Annotated in this window: 14 protein-coding genes; 11 read left to right on the top strand and 3 right to left on the bottom strand. The window is 74.2% G+C overall.

Annotation, left to right across the window (positions count from 1 at the left end; translation table 11 throughout):
- Positions 1-64 precede the first annotated feature (64 nt).
- Positions 65-658 (bottom strand): 2-oxo-4-hydroxy-4-carboxy-5-ureidoimidazoline decarboxylase, encoded by a 594-nt coding sequence (locus ACF1DX_RS06990; protein WP_391790182.1) that lies wholly within the window; start codon positions 656-658, stop codon positions 65-67.
- Positions 659-831: 173 nt separating this feature from the next.
- Here ACF1DX_RS06990 and ACF1DX_RS06985 point away from each other — a divergent pair, with 173 nt between their 5' ends.
- The 4 genes from ACF1DX_RS06985 (at position 832) to ACF1DX_RS06970 (ending at position 4160) form a co-directional block, all read left to right on the top strand.
- Complete coding sequence (locus ACF1DX_RS06985; protein ID WP_391790470.1) at positions 832-2415, top strand: glycoside hydrolase family 20 protein; 1584 nt, start codon at positions 832-834, stop codon at positions 2413-2415.
- Between the two features lie 106 nt (positions 2416-2521).
- A complete protein-coding gene (locus ACF1DX_RS06980) occupies positions 2522-3028 on the top strand; it encodes a hypothetical protein (protein ID WP_391790181.1) in 507 nt (168 codons plus the stop codon).
- A 105-nt stretch (positions 3029-3133) separates the two neighbouring features.
- Positions 3134-3691, top strand: a complete 558-nt coding sequence (locus ACF1DX_RS06975) for a hypothetical protein (RefSeq protein WP_391790180.1) — start codon at positions 3134-3136, stop codon at positions 3689-3691.
- A gap of 73 nt (positions 3692-3764) precedes the next feature.
- Positions 3765-4160, top strand: coding sequence for a hypothetical protein (locus ACF1DX_RS06970; RefSeq protein WP_391790179.1), 396 nt, complete (start codon positions 3765-3767; stop codon positions 4158-4160).
- A gap of 91 nt (positions 4161-4251) precedes the next feature.
- On the opposite strand, the gene ACF1DX_RS06965 is transcribed toward ACF1DX_RS06970, so the two are convergent.
- Positions 4252-6963, bottom strand: a complete 2712-nt coding sequence (locus tag ACF1DX_RS06965; protein WP_391790178.1) for an N-acetylmuramoyl-L-alanine amidase — start codon at positions 6961-6963, stop codon at positions 4252-4254.
- Positions 6964-7249: 286 nt separating this feature from the next.
- Here ACF1DX_RS06965 and ACF1DX_RS06960 point away from each other — a divergent pair, with 286 nt between their 5' ends.
- The 3 genes from ACF1DX_RS06960 to ACF1DX_RS06950 all read left to right on the top strand — a co-directional run bounded on the left by ACF1DX_RS06960 (position 7250) and on the right by ACF1DX_RS06950 (position 9841).
- Positions 7250-7681 carry a hypothetical protein gene (locus tag ACF1DX_RS06960; RefSeq protein ID WP_391790177.1) on the top strand — a complete coding sequence of 144 codons (432 nt, stop codon included), beginning with the start codon at positions 7250-7252 and terminating at the stop codon, positions 7679-7681.
- Between the two features lie 402 nt (positions 7682-8083).
- Positions 8084-8701, top strand: a complete 618-nt coding sequence (locus ACF1DX_RS06955) for an RNA polymerase sigma factor (protein WP_391790176.1) — start codon at positions 8084-8086, stop codon at positions 8699-8701.
- Positions 8702-8923: 222 nt separating this feature from the next.
- Positions 8924-9841, top strand: coding sequence for a hypothetical protein (locus tag ACF1DX_RS06950; RefSeq protein WP_391790175.1), 918 nt, complete (start codon positions 8924-8926; stop codon positions 9839-9841).
- Positions 9842-9992: 151 nt separating this feature from the next.
- Here the strand turns inward: ACF1DX_RS06950 and ACF1DX_RS06945 are convergent, their stop codons facing one another.
- The gene (locus ACF1DX_RS06945; RefSeq protein ID WP_391790174.1) at positions 9993-11351 is read right to left on the bottom strand and encodes a hydrolytic protein; all 1359 of its coding nucleotides are present in this window, start codon (positions 11349-11351) and stop codon (positions 9993-9995) included.
- Between the two features lie 204 nt (positions 11352-11555).
- On the opposite strand from ACF1DX_RS06945, the gene ACF1DX_RS06940 reads away from it, so the two are divergent.
- From ACF1DX_RS06940 to ACF1DX_RS06925, 4 genes are all read left to right on the top strand, one after another.
- Complete coding sequence (locus ACF1DX_RS06940) at positions 11556-12278, top strand: LuxR C-terminal-related transcriptional regulator (RefSeq protein ID WP_391790173.1); 723 nt, start codon at positions 11556-11558, stop codon at positions 12276-12278.
- 169 nt (positions 12279-12447) lie between these two features.
- The gene (locus ACF1DX_RS06935; protein WP_391790172.1) at positions 12448-15657 is read left to right on the top strand and encodes a TolB family protein; all 3210 of its coding nucleotides are present in this window, start codon (positions 12448-12450) and stop codon (positions 15655-15657) included.
- A complete protein-coding gene (locus ACF1DX_RS06930; RefSeq protein ID WP_391790171.1) occupies positions 15654-16361 on the top strand; it encodes a DUF4255 domain-containing protein in 708 nt (235 codons plus the stop codon). The genes ACF1DX_RS06935 and ACF1DX_RS06930 overlap by 4 nt, the downstream gene beginning before the upstream one ends.
- Positions 16358-18454: an AAA family ATPase gene (locus ACF1DX_RS06925; RefSeq protein ID WP_391790170.1), complete on the top strand. Its 2097-nt coding sequence runs from the start codon at positions 16358-16360 to the stop codon at positions 18452-18454. Before ACF1DX_RS06930 ends, ACF1DX_RS06925 begins: the two co-directional genes overlap by 4 nt.
- Positions 18455-18478: the final 24 nt, after the last annotated feature.

Genomic DNA, 18478 nt, shown 5'->3' with positions numbered 1-18478 from the left:
CGTGGCCGGTCGCGCCCACGCGGCGGAGCCGCAGATCGTTACAGCCCCGCGCCCCCAAGGGTGCTCACCTGAGCGTGTTCACCAGTCTGGCCCGTGCCAGGCGGCGGAGTTCCTCCGCCGCCACTGCTCTCTCCTCGTCCGGATCGTTCGCCAATCGTGACCGGATGTCCTCCAGGACCCGGTCCAGGGTCTCCTCCTCGGGGACGTCGTCCAGGCAGATGACGAAGACGTGGCCGAACTTGGTCTCGTACGCCGTGTGGGCCGCGGTCAGGGCCGTGTGGGCGGCGGAGTACGTGCCGTCGGGGAGGGCGGGGCGGGGTTCCGCGGCCAGGGCCTCCGCCAGTTCCTTGGAGGAGAGGTCGTACGCCGCCTCGTCGGAGGCCGCGAGGAGGGACGGCACGTCCGGGTAGGGGCGGTGGCCGGAGAGGCGCAGGGCCCAGCGCGGGCTGCGCAGACAGGCCAGGAGGGCGCGCTCGGCGTCCGCGGGGGGAGCGGTGTTGAACCGCTCCAGCGCGGCCGGGACGCCGGGCGCGCCGCGGGACTGTCCGGGTATGGCGACTCGGCCGGGGAGGTCTGGGAGACGGTGCGCGGGCAGCGTGGGTCCTCGTGGGCGTCGCGTGTGTGTCGGTGGAAGATGCTGTGACAGTTCTGACGTCACGTTATCGAGTGAGTCCGAGACGTGTCCGATCGGTACCCCGAATTCACCCGGACGGCAGAGTTTGAGAGCGGCTTGATGACGCGCTTCACTCGTTCGGGTCGTACGTTGGCCGGGTGAGTCAGCACAGGCAGCACGGGCAGCACCGGCACCCCAGGCAGCACCGGCGACGGGTGCTGGTCACGGCCGTCGCCGCGGGCACGCTGGTGGCCGCGTCCGGCGTGAGCCTCGGACTCTGGGCGGCCTCGGACGACGACGGCCCGCCCGCGGGCTCGGCGGCGGCGTCCTCCGCCGGGACGGCACCGGGCGGCAGCCCGAGCCCTGGCCGCACTTACCCCTTGTCCGAGGCGCCGCGCACCATACCCGCCGTACGCGACCACACCGCGGAGCGCGGCCTGGGCTGGCGCCCCGCGAAGGACCACCGGGTGGTCGTGGACGACCCCGCGCTGGCCGACGAGGGACGCCTGATAGCCGGTGAGCTGGGACTGGCGTACGCGGGGGAGAAGGACGACCGGCGGGCCGGGGACCTGCGGCTGGAGCTGAACCGGGACGGGGGCGCGAACCCGGAGTCGTACACGGTGACCGTGCGGGGCGGGAGCGTGACCGTGAGCGCCCCCGGTGAGCCGGGCGTGTTCTACGGCACCCGCACGCTCAAGCAGGAGATCAAGGGGGCCGGCACCGCCCCCGAGGGCGTGGTGCGCGACGAGCCCGCCAAGCAGCGGCGCGGGCTGATGCTGGACATCGCGCGCAAGCACTACGACGCCGGCTGGATCGAGGACCGGATCCGCGAACTGGGCGACCTGAAGTTCAACGAGATCGGCCTGCACTTCTCCGACGACCAGGGCTTCCGCATCGAGTCCGACGCGCACCCGGAGATCGTGTCCGCGGACCACCTCACCAAGGCGCAGGTGAAGAGGATCGTCGGCCTCGCGGAGAGCCGGCACATCACCGTCGTCCCCGAGATCGACTCGCCCGGACACCTCGGCGCGGTCCTCGCCGCCCACCCGGACCTCCAGCTGCGCGACGTGGACGGCGATGCCGTGCGCGGCGCGATCGACATCTCCAAGCCCGGGTCCGCGGAGATCGTCGACGACCTGCTGGACGAGTACGCCGGGCTCTTCCCGGGCGGGCAGTGGCACCTGGGCGGCGACGAGTACCAGGCGCTGGTGGTCCCCGACCCCGAGGCGTCGTTCCCGGGCCTCGCCGCCGCCGCGCGGGAGAAGTACGGCTCCGGCGCGACCGTGGAGGACCTGACCACCGGCTGGCTGAACGACCGGGCCGCCACCGTCCGCGCCCACGACCGCACGCCCCGCGCGTGGAACGACGGCTTCTTCCGGGGCGGGTCGGTGCGGGCGGCCGAGGACATCCGGGTCGCCTACTGGACCGGCAAGGAGATCGGCGCCCGGCAGCCGGCGGAGTACCTGAGCGAGGGCCGCGAGGTCGTCAACCACAACGACGAGTTCCTCTACTACGTGCTCGGGGAGCCCCTGACCTTCGTCTACCCGACGGGGGAGCGGATCTACGAGCAGTGGACGCCGCTGGTGCTGCGCGGCACCACCGCCGTCCCGGAGCGGTACGACGACCGGATCCTCGGCGGGTCCTTCGCCGTCTGGGGCGACATCCCCGGGGCCCAGACCCAGGAGCAGGTCGCGGACGGGATCCGGCTGCCGCTGGCGGCGACCGTCCAGAAGCTGTGGGACCCGGACGAGCCGGAGCTGTCGTGGGCGGAGTTCCGGGACCTGGCGGGCGAGCTGGACTGACGGCTCCCCGTCACGGGGTGAATTGCCGCATACGGCTGCGAACCCCCGTACGACTGTGGTGGTGTTCTGACGAACCGACCGCGACACCCGGGGGGAACACCGGCACATGGGCTACTGGGGGTATTTCGTCGTGGGCCGCGGGGAGCGGCCGCTCGCCGGGCTGGACACGCTGGCCGGTGCGGCCGGGGGCATGACCCTGCGCACCTCGGCGCCCGACGGCTGGCAGGTGTGGGAGTACCCGGGCGGCCAGGGCGACGTCGGGAACATGAACGACCTGGCCCGGGAGACCGGCGCGCCCGCGCTGTTCGGATACGTCATGAACAGCGACTGCGTGGTGGTGGAGGCGGCCTCACCGGAGAGCGGGGCGTGGACGACCTGTCTGGCGCGGGCCCGCATGGCCGGTTACCTCGAAGGGCAGCAGGAGGGGCTCACGCTGGAGGACTACTTCCTGGAGCCCTCCGACGCCGCCGAACGGGCCGTCTTCTGGGCCGAGGAGGCGGGGCGCACCGCCTCCGCCGAGGACCTGGCCGAGGTGTTGACCGCCGACCCCGAACCGGTGGCCGAAAACCTCTTCTTCCGCCTGCTCGACCGGCTCGGCGTGGTGCCCCTGTGACACTCCGGGCCCGTCGCACGCAGTAAGGGGAGATGCGGGCTCCGTGAGGGATGGGGCACGTGAGGGCCTCTCCGGGGCCCGTGAACATTCCTTGAGGAGGCGTGGATGAGCCTGGTGGAACTGATCGCACAAGCCGACGAGCGCGGGCTGGCCGCGAGCGGGTTGGCTTGTTTGGATCGGTGCGTACCGCTGCTGGGCGGCGGTGACGAGGTGCTGCGGCCGCTGTGGGGGAGCCTCGCGGAGGCCGTGCCCGCCGGGGACTGGGCGCGGCGGCTGGAGCAGGCCCGCGGCACGCTGGAAGCGTCGGCCGACGGTGCGGACGAGGCCGTGGCCCTCGCGCACCGGATGCTCGCCGGCGCCCCCGCCGAGCGGTCCGCCGCCGGGCTGCGGGAGTGGGCCGACGACTGCTCCGTCGCCGCGCTGCGGATCCACCGGCTGCTGGACGGCGCCGACGACGACACCGACCTCGCCGACGCCCGCCGTGACGGCCGCCCCGACGGCCTGTCACCGCTGCTCGCCGCCGAACTGCGCCGTCAGCTCACGGTCCTGGAACTCCTCGCCGCCCACGGTCCGGGGGGCCTGCGCGGAGCCCTGGAGGTCTCGACGGAGGGGCGCCGGGTGCTGCGCGCCGTGGTCTCCCGCCGCAGCCGCAGGGACGGCTGAGCGGCCGCCCGCGCATCAGGGTGACGAAACGCTTCTCCGGAGCGCTTACCAGGATGTGACGACTGCGACGACTGTGACCACACAGCAGGAGACCAGGCCCTCGGCCGCGACCAAGCCGGTCCGCTGGGCGGCGGACGCGGTGGCGGCGATGCGCGAAGGGGCCCGGCTGCGCCTCGACTACTCGGCGCGCAGTCTGTGGAGCGTCGACCGGATGATCGAGGACATACGCCAGGAGGCGGCCCCGTTCGCCGCCGTGGAACTGGTGCTGCGCGGATTCGGCGCCTACGCCGGCGAGGTGATCGCCCGCCAGACCGGCGGCGAGTGGTGGTCCTCCGGCGGCGACCACTGGGTCCGCACCCCCGACGGCCATCTCTGGGACCCCATCGACGAGGCCCGCCGCTGCTACACGGGCGACGGCTCCCTGCGCCTGCTGTGCCGGGACGCGTCGGACGGTACGGCACGGACCTGACGGCCGTGCCGTCCGGTGAGACGACGGCCGGGGCCCCGCGCGCCATGCGGGGCCCCGGCCGTCGTCTCACCGGTGACGCGGTGGTGCGGTGCTACGGGGTCAGCGTCTGCCCGATGCGCACGTCCGCCGCCAGGCCGAGGGCGCCCCTGCCGAAGACGTACGAGTCGCCGTAGCCGAGGCCCGAGCCGTTGCTCGGCAGGTACAGGAGCACGCCGTCCGACGTGTCCTCGCCCTCGGCCCCGACCGACAGGTCCGCGCGGCCGTAGCCGGACAGGTCCGTCAGGGACACCGAGGAACCGAACCGGTCACCGGACTCCGTGGAGCCGGGGATGCCGGAGGTGTCCTGGGAGACGCCCACCGCGCCGGAGCCGGTGAGGCCGGAGGAGCCGCCGCGGAACAGGAGCGCCTGGCCCGCGTCCCTGCGGGTGCCGCTGCGGGAGAGGTCCTCGCCGGGGGCGCCGGCCAGGACGTCCGCGTAGCCGTCGCGGTTGTGGTCGCCGGCCGAGACCGAGGTGCCCAGCCCGTCACCGGACTCGTTGCCGCCGGGGACGCCGGAGGTGTCCTGGTGGAGGGTCCGCATGCCGGTGGTGGTGAACCCGGTCGACGTGCCCAGGACCATGACGATCCGCCCGCCCGGCGTCGAACCGCCGGACTCGGCGGCCACCGGCTGGCCGATGACGATGTCGTCGTAGCCGTTGCCGTCGAAGTCGCCCGCGGCGAGGGAGCGCCCGCCCTTGACGGAGATGACGCCCGCCTTGGTCAGGCCGGACGCGGAGCCCGCGAAGCGGACGATGCGGCTGATGCCGCCGGTGTCGCGGTAGTTGAGGGCGATGTCCGCGTAGCCGTCCCGGTTGAAGTCGCCGCTCGCGGCGTCCAGGTAGGAGACGGCGCCCGTGGCGCCGGTGAGCGTGCCGTACTTGGTGGCGCCGTCGGTGTGACGGGCGTTCCAGTTGCCGCCCCGGCCGGTGCCGGCCGCGAACACGTCCGCCTTGCCGTCACCGTCGAAGTCGCCGACGGCGACCGTGGTGCCGAACCTGGCGCCGGTCTCCGTGACACCCGTCGTGCCGTACGAGAAGCCGGTGTCCAGGTCCGGGCCGTACATCACCGCGACGCCGCCGCGGTCGGTGTGGCCGGTGGTGTCGTCCTCGCCGGGGATGCCGATCGCGAGGTCGGCGTACCCGTCGCCGTTGACGTCGCCCCAGGCGGTGGAGGTGCCGAAGCCGTCACCGGACTCGTTGGAGCCGGGGACGCCGGCGCTGCTCTGGGTGATCGTCTTCCTGGCGCCGGTGACCGGGCCGTCCAGCCCGCCGGGGATCACGGTCACGCTGCCGCCGCCCGAGGCCTTCGGGGTGCCGGCGACCAGGTCGGCGAGGCCGTCCCGGTTGTGGTCCGAGGTGGCCAGGGCGTGCGAGATGCCCGGGGTCCTGGCGAGCGAGGCGATCCGGGACAGCTTCGGGTACAGGTTCTTGCCGGGGCAGGCCGTGTTGTTGGTGTCCCGGTGGCCGAAGACCCGCGGCAGGGTGACCGACTCACCCTTGTCGATCTTGTTGCCGGTGACCCCGGCCTCCGTGCCGGAGGTCAGCGTGACCTTGCCGGCCGGGTCGATGCCGTACATGCCGAACTTCCAGGCGACGACCCGCGCGATCGAGTCCAGCGCGGCCCGGCTCGGGTGGGCGCTCTCGAAGTTGCCTATGTACGAGATGCCGAGCGTGTCGGTGTTGAAGCCGACGTCGTGCGCGCCGACCACCGGCAGGTCCATGCCGCCGCTGCGGCCCTCGAAGATCTGACCGCAGCGGTCGACGACGAAGTTGTAGCCGATGTCGTAGTAGCCGCGCGCGAAGTGCTCCTGCTGGATGGAGCGCATCCGGGCCCGCGAGTCGGCGCAGGAGACGCTGTTGTCGCTGTCGACGCCGGTGTGGTGGACGACGGCGGCCTTGATGTCGGTGCCGTAGCTCGGCGTGCCGTCGTAGTCCGTGGACGCGCCCCACTCGGCCTGCGTGATGATCGGCGGCTTCACGACCGTCGACGGGCGGGGCTCGGGGACGGTGGGCGTCGGCTCGGGGGACGCGGTGTCCGTGGCCGCCGTCTCCGACGGGGTGCCGGTCGGCTCCGCGGACGTCGTGTCCGTGGGACCGGCCGTCTCCGTGGCGGCCGGCTCCGACGGCGTCCCGGTGGTCTGCGTCTGCGTCGGCGTCGGCTCCGTGGTCACCGGTGCCGTGGTCTCCGCCGTGAACGCGGCCGGCTCCATGTTCGCGACCGTCGGCGCGCCCTCGGGGTCCGTGCCCGGGTCGAGGAGCTTGACGTCCATGCCGGCCGGCTGGCCGCCCACCTGGGTGCCGTCGCCGTTCACCACGCGTACCTCGACGCCGTCGGCGTCGTCGGTCCACAGCGACGCCGTGCCGCCGCGGGTCGCCGCCCGCTCGCCCTCCGCGCCGTCCGCCTGGTTCGGCTCGTCCTCCAGCTCCTGCCAGCCGGACCACTTGCGGGTCTCCAGGTCCCGGGTGCGCACCTCGGGCGTGCCCTTGGCGTCCGCCTCCGGGTTGTCCCAGGTCACCAGGACCGCGCTGAAGCGCTCCGTGGCCTGCCGGTCGAGACCCCGGCGGCCCGCCCCCCGGTTCTCCAGCTCCAGCGTGTGGATGCTGGGCTCGCGGGCCTCCTCCCGCGGGTCGGCCGGCGCGGACGGCGGATCGGCCACCGCGTACGTGACGACACCCGCGCCACTGAGCACGACGGCTCCGACGGTCAGCCAGGCCCGCCGTTTCAGGCCGAGCGGCTTGTACGCATGGGTCCTGCGTGGACTCAACTGTCCCACCCCTAGAAGAAAGCACATGGACACCACCTGTCCCACAGGTGGCACTCATCCAGCGCCGAGCGCGCGCCAAACGTCACACGTGGTGTCACCGGACCCGCACATTCCCCGGGAAGTCTCGCGGACGTACGAGAAGCGGAAAGGTTGTATGCGCCCGGTGAGTTGACCGTGTGGTGATCGCCACGCCCATGACACGTGATGATCGCGGCCCGACGTCCGCTTGGTCTTCCGGAGGGTTCGAACGAATGCCATGGCGGGGCGAGTTGAGGGGCGGTGTCGCATGGAGGCGGCGGACGAGCGGATGCCGGGTGCGGGACGGATGCGGCTGTGCGCGGCGGCCTTCGTGGCCCGCGCGACCGCCCGCGGCCGGCTCCCGCTGGACTACTCCGTGGCCAGCCTGCGCCTGGTCGACGCCCTGGTCGACGGGCTCCGCAAGGGCGGGGCGGACCGCGAGCGGGCGCACGACACGCTGTTCGGCCTCGGCGCCTACGTCGGTGAGGTGCTCGTGCGCCGCGCGGGCGGGGTGTGGGTGGACCTCGACGAACGGCAGCGCGCGTACTTCGGGCAGCCGGTCGGGATCCGGATGCCCGACGGCCGGATCTGGAATCCGGTCGGCAAGGTGCACAACCGGTTCGAGGCGGGCGGCCCGCAGGAGTCGCTGGGGACCTTCTACCTGGTGCTGCACGGGCGGGCCCGGGGGACCGCCGCCTGACCGCCGGCACAGGGGGACACGGGGGATCCCCCTCGTGGGGAAGCACGGCGGACGCGGGGAGCGACGCGGCCGGCCACCGCATCGGACACGGCCACGGGACCCGCCCGGGACCCGGACGCCCGGCCCCCGCGATGACGGCGGATCAAGGGACTTGAAGGACCGCGTCGTCAACGCCCGGCCGTACGACCGGGACGGCACCTGTCCGGGCGGCCCCGCCGTTCCCCGACGTCGAGGGTCAGGGGGCGGACCGGCGTGCCCGCGTGTGCCGTACGGGGCGTGTGACGAGCTGTGACACTTTCATGGCGCCGGACGCTGATGACCGTGGGGGTGTGGACACTGCTGGACGTGCCCACGCCAAGCGATGGCGGTGCGCTACGCGCTCGGTACGGACGAGGACGGTTCTTGGGCCACGGAGGGGAACCCCGCCGCGCACAGGCGTACGACGGGGAACTGGGCGCGGCCGTCGCGCGGGCCCAGAAGGGCGACGAGGCGGCCTTCGCCGCGGCCTACCGGCTCGTACAGCCCGGCCTGCTCGTCTATGTGCGCGGGCTGGTCGGGGACGACGCCGAGGACGTGATGTCGGACGCCTGGCTGGAGATAGCCCGCGACCTGGGGAGGTTCAAGGGTGACGGGGCCGGGTTCCGGGGCTGGACGGCGACCATCGCCCGGCACCGGGCGCTGGACCACCTGCGCCGGCAGCGGGTGCGGCCCCGGCCCTCCACGCTGGAACAGGACGTCCTGGACCTGCCCGGACCGCACAGCACCTACGACCAGGCCATGGAGTCCCTGTCCACCGAGTACGCCCTCGAACTGGTCGGCGGCCTGCCGCGGGACCAGGCCGAGGCCGTGCTGCTGCGGGTGGTCGTCGGCCTCGACGGCCCCGCCGCCGCCCGCGTCCTCGGCAAGCGGCCGGGCGCGGTACGGACGGCCGCGTACCGGGGACTGAAGCGTCTGGCGAAGCAGCTCGGCGTCGAGAGTGTGACGGATGAGGCCTCGCGGACGCTGGGTGAGTCGACATGAACGTCGGCCGGGACGGCGGACACGGCGGGCGGCGCGACGGCGTCCGGCCCGGGCCGGCCGCACCCGGCGGTCCACGCCGGCCCCCGAGGGCCACCGGCTGAACGGGCCGGACATGCGGAACGTATCCGTCGGTCCGGGCGGTACCGCTTGTGCGGCCGGTCCGCACGGACGTGGCGGGCCGGGCGTGGGTATCAAGTGGAACGAGCAGGAACGGGAACGGACATGGGTGAACGGCAGAACGACGGCGGGCCGGCCGGCCGTCGGCGTGTGCACCCTGAGAGGGGCGCGCCGCCCGGGTCCGGCGGTCCGGACTCCGTCACGGGCGGGCGCCGGGTCGTCGACGCCGCGGATCTGGAGGCGCTGCTCGCCGCCGCGCTGATCCGCCGCGGCGTGGACGCCGGGGCCGAGCAGCGGGCCGTCGCCGCGTTCCTGGCCGCCCGGGAGGCGGGGGCGCTCGGCGCGCGCACCCGGCGCCGGGACGACTGGCGGATCCGGCGCGGCCGGCTCGGCCGCCACTCGCTGAAGGCAACGCTGTCCGTGCTGATCGCCGGTCTCACCCTGAGCGGTGTCGCGGTCGCCGGCATCGGCGCGGCCGGCTCGTCCACGGACGAACCGGCGGAGGACGTCGAGGGCACCCACGCCCCGTCGCCCGGTACCACCGGCCCGTCCGCCGGTGGCTCGGCGGGCCCGGGGACCGACTCCGGCCTCCCCGGCCGTCCCGGCACGGCCGGGGACACCGAGGCCCGCTGCCGCGCCTACGACCGGGTCCGAGGACGGGGCGGGGCGCTGGAATCGACGGCCTGGAAGCGGCTCGTCGAGGCGGCGGGCGGTGCGGCGAACGTCGGCGCCTACTGTGCCGAGCGGCCGGCGGGGACCGATACGGCGCGGCGGCCGGAGAAGGACGGCGGCGACTCGGCCGGGCAGGACGGCAACGGTTCGGCCGGGCAGGACGGTAACGGTTCGGCCGGGCAGGACGGTAACGGCTCCACGGGCAACGGGAGCGGCAACGCCACGGGCAACGGGAGCGGCAACGCCACGGGCAACGGGAGCGGCAACGCCACGCGCGGCGAGGGCGATGTCTCCGGCGGCGGGCCCGGGAAGCCGGAGAAGTCCGGGAACCCGGGCGCCGGTCGCCCCTAGCGTCCGTCAGGGGTCCCGTGTTCCACGGGACCCCTGGGGCCGGATGCCGGTTTTGAGACCAAGGTTATTCATTTCCGGCCGAAAGGCTTTCGGAACTTTCCGAATGTAGTAGCCACTGATCGAGGATGAACTCGGAAGCAGCACATCCGATTCATCGCGCGGTGGTGCCGAGTACTCCGCTCACGTTCAGGACCTCATGGCACTCCGACGCCTGACGACCCGTGGCCGGCGTACCGGGCTTCGCGCAGGTCACGCTGATGGTCACCGTGTCGTTCTCCGGGATCTCGATGGGAGTGACCCAGTGGTAGTCCTGATTGCGGAAGGTCTCCAGCGCGATCGTGGTGATCTTGCGGTCGCCGAAGCTGATCGTCAGTACGCCCTCGTCGCCCTGGAAGTTGGCGACGACGATGTCGGTGACCCCGAAGACGCTGTTCTCGGGCACCTCGTAGGTGCCGGACTCGGTCGCCCCCGTGCGCGTCTTCAGGTCGATCGTCTCCGAGCTCTGCCGCCCGCCGGCCGCGATACCGCCCCCGGCCGCCGAGCCGCTTCCGCCGCCGCCCGTCCCGGGCGCCGCGGCCCCCGACTCCTGGCCGCCGCCCCCGGGGCTGTCCTCCGCACCACCGGTGCCCGGGGCCCCTTCTCCGCCGGCCTCCTGCTCCCCGGCCGGTGTCGGCCGCGGCTGGACCGCCTCGGTCGCCGCCTCCTCGGCGGCGCTGCGCACCGCGGGACGGACCAGCGTGAACCAGGCGAGCAGCAGCGCGAGCAGCGCGGCGAGCAGCACCAGCAGCCACTTGGGGAAGATCGGGATCTGGACGAACTCCGCGTCCAGCGGCGGCCGTACGACGGGATCGTCCCCGCGGGCCTCCGCCGGCTCCTCCTGCTCGACGGCCTCCGTGGTGTCCACGGTGAACGGCCACACCACGGGGTCGCCGAACCACACCGGCTTGGCGGTACGGACCCGCAGCCGGACCTCCGCCGACTCGCCGGGCTCCAGCTTCGGCTGCGCCGGGTCGAAGGCGAACGCCAGCTCCTCGCCCGCCTGACCGGGCGTGAAGCGCACCCGCACCGGGGTGTTGCCCTGGTTGCGTACGGCCAGCAGATAGCGCCCGCGCAGCCAGCCGCGCCGACGGCGCGGGGACAGCTCGGTCCGCAGTTCACGGAACTCCCCGATGTGCACCGTGGTCTCGAGGACCCGTACGGCGTCGGGGTGCTCGTTCGGCAGCACCCGCACACCGAGGGGGACCTCACCGGCCCGGATCTCCGGCGAACGCGGCGGCTCCAGGCGGAGCGTCACCGTCTCGGAGGTGCCGGGATACAGGGAGACGCGCGCCGGTTCGACCGTGGTCCAGGCGGCGCAGTCGCCGACGACCTTCAGGTCGTACGCCTCGACGATGTCGCTGTCGTTGCGCACCGTGAGGGTGGTGGTGGCGATGTCGCCCGGAGTCACCGTCACGGCCGGGAGGTCGAGGCCGGGCGCACCGGGACGGGAAGAGGCTGCGGAAGGCGTCACGCCCTCACCGTAGGAGCGCGCCCGGGAACGCGGCGAGGAACGCGAGGGCAATGCGCGGGCAGTGATGCTGCCCGGCAAGGCGCCGTCAACTCCCCCGTAATGGTGGGCTCTTAATGTGGCGAGCCGCCTCGCGTGCACCACCTCGCCCATGGTCACCTCACGTCTTCCCCTGTAACCCCCCACCGACTCAGGAAACAGGTAGCCGTGTTCCGCGCAGATGAGAACAGACCTGCCCCGCCCGACGCCCCGCCCCCCGGCCCCGTCCGGGCCGGCTGGATCCACCGCGTCTCTCCCGCCGAGCCCCCGGCCCGGGTGTCCCTGGCCGTCTACGCCGCCGACCCGGTGCTGCGCGTGGGCGTCGTCCAGCAGTTACGGCACCGTCCGGAGGTCGACCTGGTCGACACCGACGACGTGGGCTCGGCGCGGGTGTCCCTGGTGGTCGCGGACACCGTCGACGACGACGTGGCCGCCCTGCTGAACCGGCTGCGGCACAACAGCGCCACCCGCACCGGCCTGGTGATCGGCACCCTCGGGGCCGGCGGGCTGCAACGCGTCATCGAGTGCGGTGTCGCGGCGGTGCTGCGCCGCGCCGAGGCCGATCAGGACCAGCTGCTCCGTCTGGTCCTGGCCACCGGCAACGGCGAGGGGATGCTGCCCGGCGACCTGCTGGGCGAACTGCTCAGCCACGTCGGCAGCCTCCAGCGCTCCGCGCTCGACCCCGGTGCCCTGTCCCTGTCGACGCTCACCACGCGCGAGGCGGACATGCTGCGCCTGGTGTCGGAGGGACTGGACACGGCGGAGATAGCCCGTAAGACCTCGTACTCCGAACGCACCGTGAAGAACGTCCTGCACGAGGTCATCACCCGGCTGCAACTGCGCAACAGGGCCCACGCCGTGGGCTACGCGCTGCGCAACGGGCTGATCTGAGGGCCGGCCGGGCGACCCCGCCGACGACGCCGGGGAACCCCGCACTGCCCGAAAGCACACCCCGCGCTTCCCCCGGATGCGGCCCCACCGCCCTGCCGCCGTGCGCGCGGCCGGTGCACGGTGGCGAGGGCACATCCAGATGCCGCACCAGACTGCGAAGGGGACCGTGATGGAAACCGCTGGCTCCGGCGGGCGGTACCGCCTGGGGAGACTCGGCATGTCGCTGCTGCTGGTCGTTCCCCTCCTCGGGGTGACGGCGGCGGCCGGCCCGGGCAGCGCCGAGCCGCGGACGACGGCCGCGGCGGACGCCGCCCAGACCCGGATCGCGTACGCCGGCACCGGGCACCGCAGTCTCGGCGAGGCCACCACCACCACCTCCAGCACCGCGCTGTCCGGCGAGGGTCCGGCCCACTACGACGTGCAGCCGTCCGCCCTCGACGACCAGTTGGTCTTCGCCAGCCGCCGCGACGAGAAGAACCCGCAGATCTATCTGCGGGCCGCCGACGGCAAGATACGGCGGCTCACCGAGGGCATGGACGCGGCACACCCCCAGCTGACGCCCGACGGGCGGTTCGTGGTGTTCGACGCGGCCGAGCCCACCGCGGGCGGCGGGACGCAGCGCGACCTGTGGCTGGTGCGCACCGACGGCACCGTCGGCACCGGTCTGACCCCGCTGACCGACACCCCGGAGGACGAGGAGGACCCGACGGTCTCCCCCGACGGGAAGCGCATCGCGTACGTCTCCGACGGCGGTCCGTCGGTCGGCCGGCAGATCTACGTACGGGACCTGGACGGCGGCACCGCCACCCGGATCACCGATCCCGCGAACGGCACCGCCTCCGAACCGGCGTGGAACCCGGTCGACGACGGCGTCAACCGCGAATGGATCGCGTACACCGCCACCACGACCGAGGACGGGGAGTCCAAGCGCCGGCTGCGGATCACCAACGGGAGGGCCGACGAGCCGCTGTTCGGGGGCGCGAGGGCCGGCTGGCGTGCCCACGGGGCGGCGTGGCTGCCCGACGGGGACGGTCTGGTGTTCCTCAGCCCCGAGAACACCTGTGAGTGCCAGAGCGACTGGGACCACGTGTTCCGGTCCACCGCCCACTCCGACCGGGTCCCCTCGCTGGTGCTCAACGAGAACCGGGACGTCCTCTCGCCCACCTGGCTCGGCCCCCTCGATGGCGGCAAAGCGGTGGTCGAGCGCACTTCCGCGGCCGGCCCGCACACGGTGACGCTCCAGGACGCCCGGACGGACGGCTCCGACCCCCGCGATCTGGGGCTGACGATCCTCAACGAGGATCCGGAGGCCGACACCAACACCAACTCCGCCAAGGACCCGCTGTTCGATCCCCGGCCCGGCTACGACCCGTGGACCGAACGGCAGAGCTACACGCCCGACGGCCGCCGGATCGTCGTCACCCGCTTCGAGGACAACGCCGCCGGACAGCGGATCCAGCGGATCTGGACGGTGGACGCCGACGGCTCCAAGCCGGAGCCCATGGAGCTCGAGGGACGCGCCGACACGGACTGGGACACCGACCCGACGTTCTCCCCGGACGGCAAGTACCTCGCCTTCACCCGGACCTCGCCCGGCGGCGTCGGCGGAACCAGCCACATCCTCATCGCGGACGTCGCCTCCGGCGAGATAGCCGGCGAGGTCGTCCCGCCGGACGGAGAGCTCACCGGCCGGGACGCCCAGCCCACCTGGTCCCCCGACGGCACCACCCTGGCCTTCACCCGCGCCATGGAGATCAACGGGGCCCGCGGCAACAAGCACGTGTGGACCGTGTCGGTGGACGACCTGTCCCAGCAGGACGACCTGAGCAAGGAAAACTGCCCGGGCGACTGCGAGGTCATCGACGACAGCCCCGCGTTCTCCCCGGACGGCCGCGGCATCGCCTTCAACCGCAAGAACGGCGCCGGCCTGATCGACGAGAAGAACGGCATCCTGCTCACCTCCCTGTCCGGCAACACCTGCCGGGTGCTGCTGCCGGCCGCCGCCCGCGGTGTGCCCGGCGCCTGCGGCCGGAAGCTGCCGGACACCTCGGTCACCGGCCCGCACCAGCCCCGCGACGCCGCCTGGACCGCCGACGGCAAGGGGCTCGTGTTCAGCTCCCGCGCCGCGGCCGCGGTCAACAGCCCCGAGAAGCTGAACCGCCTCGACATCGCCTCCGGCGACGTCACCACGCTCACCGGCGACCTCGCGGGCCGGCAGAAGGAACCCGCCGTCCAGCAGTCCGTGGACCTCGCCGTCCGGGCGCCCGGCACCACCCCGCCGGTCACCGTCGGCGACACCACCACGGTCACCGTGGAGGTGGTCAACAACGGCCCCGCCGCCTCCCCCGGCACCCGTCTGACCATCGCCCCGCCGGCCGGCGTGCGGGTCACCCGGATCAGTTGGTCCGGCGACCCCTGCGACGCGGCCTCCCTCCAGTGCGACCTCGACGTGGTGGAGCCCGGCAGCACCGTCCCGGTGGACGTCACGCTCACCGGTGTCGTCCCCGGCGACGCGCCGGTCGGCTGGTCGGTCGACGGTACGGTCATCGACCCGCAGCCCAGCGACAACGCGGGCCGGACCGTGGTGCCGGTGGCCGAGGCCACGCCGACCCCCACGCCCACGCCGACCCCCACGCCGACCCCCACGCCGCCCGCGTCCCCGACTCCCGCGCCGCCCGCGCCCCCCGCCCCGACGCCGACCCCCACGGTGCCTCCGGAGCCGGAGGAGCCCGAGGCCGGTCCCGGGGTGCGGGTCACCGCCCAGCCGAACCCCGGCTACGTCGGCGGGCGCGTCGTGGTGACGTACACCGTCCGCAACGGCCGCAACGCGCTCGCCACCGGACTGCGGCTGCGCGTCGGCCTGCCCGCGGGCATCCCCGACAGCGGGCGCCCGGCCGGCTGCGACCGGAACTGGGTGTGCGCGCTGCCCGACCTCACGCCGGGCGCGAGCACCGTCGTACGGGTCGTGCTCAGCCCGGACAAGGCGATGACCGGCCAGGTCACCGGGGTGCTCACCACCACCGGCACGGACGCCGACCGGAACGACAACACCGCCCGGCAGCGGCTGCGCATCCTCCAGCCGCGCATCGTCGCGGTGCCGGACATCGGCAAGCCCGGCTTCGTCACCTCCGTGCGCGGCAAGGACTTCCCGCCGGGAGCGCCGGTGCGGTTCAAATGGAAGCCGGGCATCACCGCGGCCGCGGCGCCGACCGTCCCGCTGGCGGACGGCACGTTCACCGGCCAGCTGCTGATCCTCGCCAAGGACCAGACCGGACCGCGCGTCATCACGGCCAGCGGCCCCGGATTCTTCCCGGTGAAGACCGACTTCCTGGTCGTCAACGGCAGCGTGCAGCCGCCGGACGAGGTGACCCGCCGGTGATCCACGAGGTCGACGAGGGGCTGCGCCGGCTGCTCGCCGGGAGCGGTCTGGAGGCGTCGGGCGTCGACGTGGTCTTCGACGCCCCCACCCGGGACTGGGCTGCCCGGCGCAGCACCCCGACCGTCTGCGTCTTCCTGTACGACATCCGGGAGGACGCCCTGCGGCGCGGCAGCGGCGCGGGGGAGGTGTACGACGAGGAAGGGCACGTCGTCGCCCGGCGCTCCCCGCCGCGCTGGTTCCAGCTGACGTACCTCGTCACGGCGTGGGCGAGCCGCCCGCAGGACGAGCACCGGCTGCTGTCGCAGGTGCTCGGCACCCTGGTGGCGTACGACGTGCTGCCCCCGGCGCTGCTCACCGGTTCGCTCGCCGAACTCGGCCTGACCGTGGGCCTGGACACCGCCGGGACGGGCATGGACGCGCCGGCCGCCGCCGACGTGTGGTCGGCGCTCGGCGGGGAGCTGAAGGCGTCCCTCGGGGTCCGGGTGCGGGCGCCGCTCGCCGGGGTGACCCGGGTCGCCGCGCCCCCGGTCACCGAGGGCCTCGTCGTGCGCTCCGCCGCCGCGCGCGAGGGCGCGGAGGCGAGCCCGGGACGCCGGCTGCGCTACACGGAGGCGAGCGACCCGGGCCCGGACGGCTTCACCGGCCCGCGCGCCCGCCCGCCGGCCCCGGCCCGACGCCGCCGCAAGGGAGACCGCCAGCCGTGAACCGCACCGTGGAGCCCCCGCTCGACGCCCCCGCCGTCCCCGACGCCCTCTGGGTGCGGCTGGGGGCGGTCGAGCGGCGGGTGCGGGAGGCCGTGGCGGTACGCCGGGACGCCGATCCGGACCCCGACGACCCCTACCGCGGCCAGTACCTCACTCCGGAGGCGGCGGCGCGGATCCTGGACGAGCCGGGCGGCCTCGACGTACCCCCGCAGGGGCCCTGGCAGCCGCCGGCGGACTCCGTGCTCGGCACGCTCGCCCGCCGGTTCGACCTGTCGCCGCTCGACCTCGACCTGCTGCTGGTCGCCGTGGCGCCCGACCTGGACGCACGGTTCGAGCGGCTGTACGGCTACCTCAACGACGACCTGACCCGCCGCCGGCCCACGGTCGGGCTGGCGCTGGAGCTGTGCGGGCTCGGCGGCGCGTCCCCCGCCCGGTTCCGCCTCGCCGCCGGCGCCCCGCTGATCGCGGGCGGCCTGCTGGAGGTCGCCGAACCGGAACGGCCCCCGCTCTCCCGTGTCCTGGTGGTCCCCGACCGGGTCACCGCCCACCTCCTGGGCGACCCGCGGCCCGACGCCCGGCTCACCGGTGTGCTCGACGACGTACGGGAGGACCCCACCGCCGAACCGGCGCAGGCGCGCCGGGCGGCGGCCGCGGCCGGGACCGGTGCCGGCCTCGTCCATCTGCGCAGCCGGGGCGGCGACGCCGAGGGGCTGGCCGTCGCGGCCCTGCGCCTGGCCGGTCCCCGCCCTCTCGTCCTGGACCCGGCGGCCCTCGCCCGCCGCCCGGCCGACGTGCCGGCACTGGCCCGGGTCGTCGCCCTCGAAGCCCGTCTGACCGGTGCCGGCGTGGTGCTCGGGCCGTTGGCGGCGCTGCCCGGGGAACCCGCCGAACGGGCCCGTACGCTCCGGGCGCTCTGCACCGCACTGCGGGGCGTCCCCCTGTTCACCCACGACGCGACGCCCTGGGACCCGATGTGGGCCCCCGACACCCCCGTCACCCTCACGGTCCCGCCCCCCACCCCCGAACTCCGGGCCGGCCGCTGGCACCACGCCCTCACCCGGGCCGCCGGCGCGGCCGGCGACCCCGGCCGGGTTCCCCCCGACGTCGAGGCGCTCGCCCGAGCCGTCGCCGCGCACCGGCTGGACTCGGGGCAGATGCGCAGGGCCGCCGACGTGGCGGTGCGGACGGCCGCCCTCGACGGCCGTCCCGTCGGGCCGGACGATCTGCGGGTCGCCGTACGGGCCCAGAACGGCGCGGGGCTCGACCGGCTCGCCCGGCGGGTGGAGCCGGGCGTCGGCTGGGACGACCTGGTGCTGCCGCCCACCACCCACCGGCGGCTGCGGGAACTCGCGCTGCGCGCCCGGCACCGCGAGCGGGTGCTCGGGCAGTGGGGGATGCGGCCCGGTGGCGGCCGGGGACGCGGCGTCATCGCCCTGTTCGCCGGCGAGTCCGGCACCGGCAAGACCATGTCCGCCGAGGTCGTCGCCGCGGACCTCGGCATGGACCTGTACGTCGTCGACCTGTCCACGGTCGTGGACAAGTACATCGGGGAGACCGAGAAGAACCTGGAGCGCATCTTCACCGAGGCGTCGGCGGTCAACGCGGTCCTGCTCTTCGACGAGGCCGACGCGATCTTCGGCAAGCGCTCGGAGGTGAAGGACGCCCACGACCGGCACGCCAACATCGAGTCGGCGTACCTGCTCCAGCGCATGGAGTCGTTCGACGGCATCGCCGTGCTGACCACCAATCTGCGGGCCAACCTGGACGAGGCGTTCACCCGCCGCCTGGACGTGGTCGCGGACTTCCCGATGCCGGACGCCGGCCGGCGGCTCGCCCTGTGGGACCGGTGTCTGGGCGACCGGCTGCCCCGGGCCGACGACCTCGACCTCGCCTTCTGCGCGGACCGCTTCGAACTGGCCGGCGGCTCCATCCGCGCCTGCGCCGTCACCGCGGCCTACCTCGCCGCCGAGTCCGGCGCCCCGCTCACCATGCGGCAGACGGTGACCGCGATCGCCCAGGAGTACCGCAAGCTCGGGCGCCTGGTCCTGGAGAGCGAGTTCGGACCGTACACGGCGGAGGCGGCCGGCGTGTGACGGGGACGGGCCGCCGCCCGGCCG

Source organism: Streptomyces sp. NPDC014676 (genome assembly GCF_043084105.1).
Taxonomy (GTDB): domain Bacteria; phylum Actinomycetota; class Actinomycetes; order Streptomycetales; family Streptomycetaceae; genus Streptomyces.
This window is presented reverse-complemented; position numbering and strand designations above follow the sequence as displayed.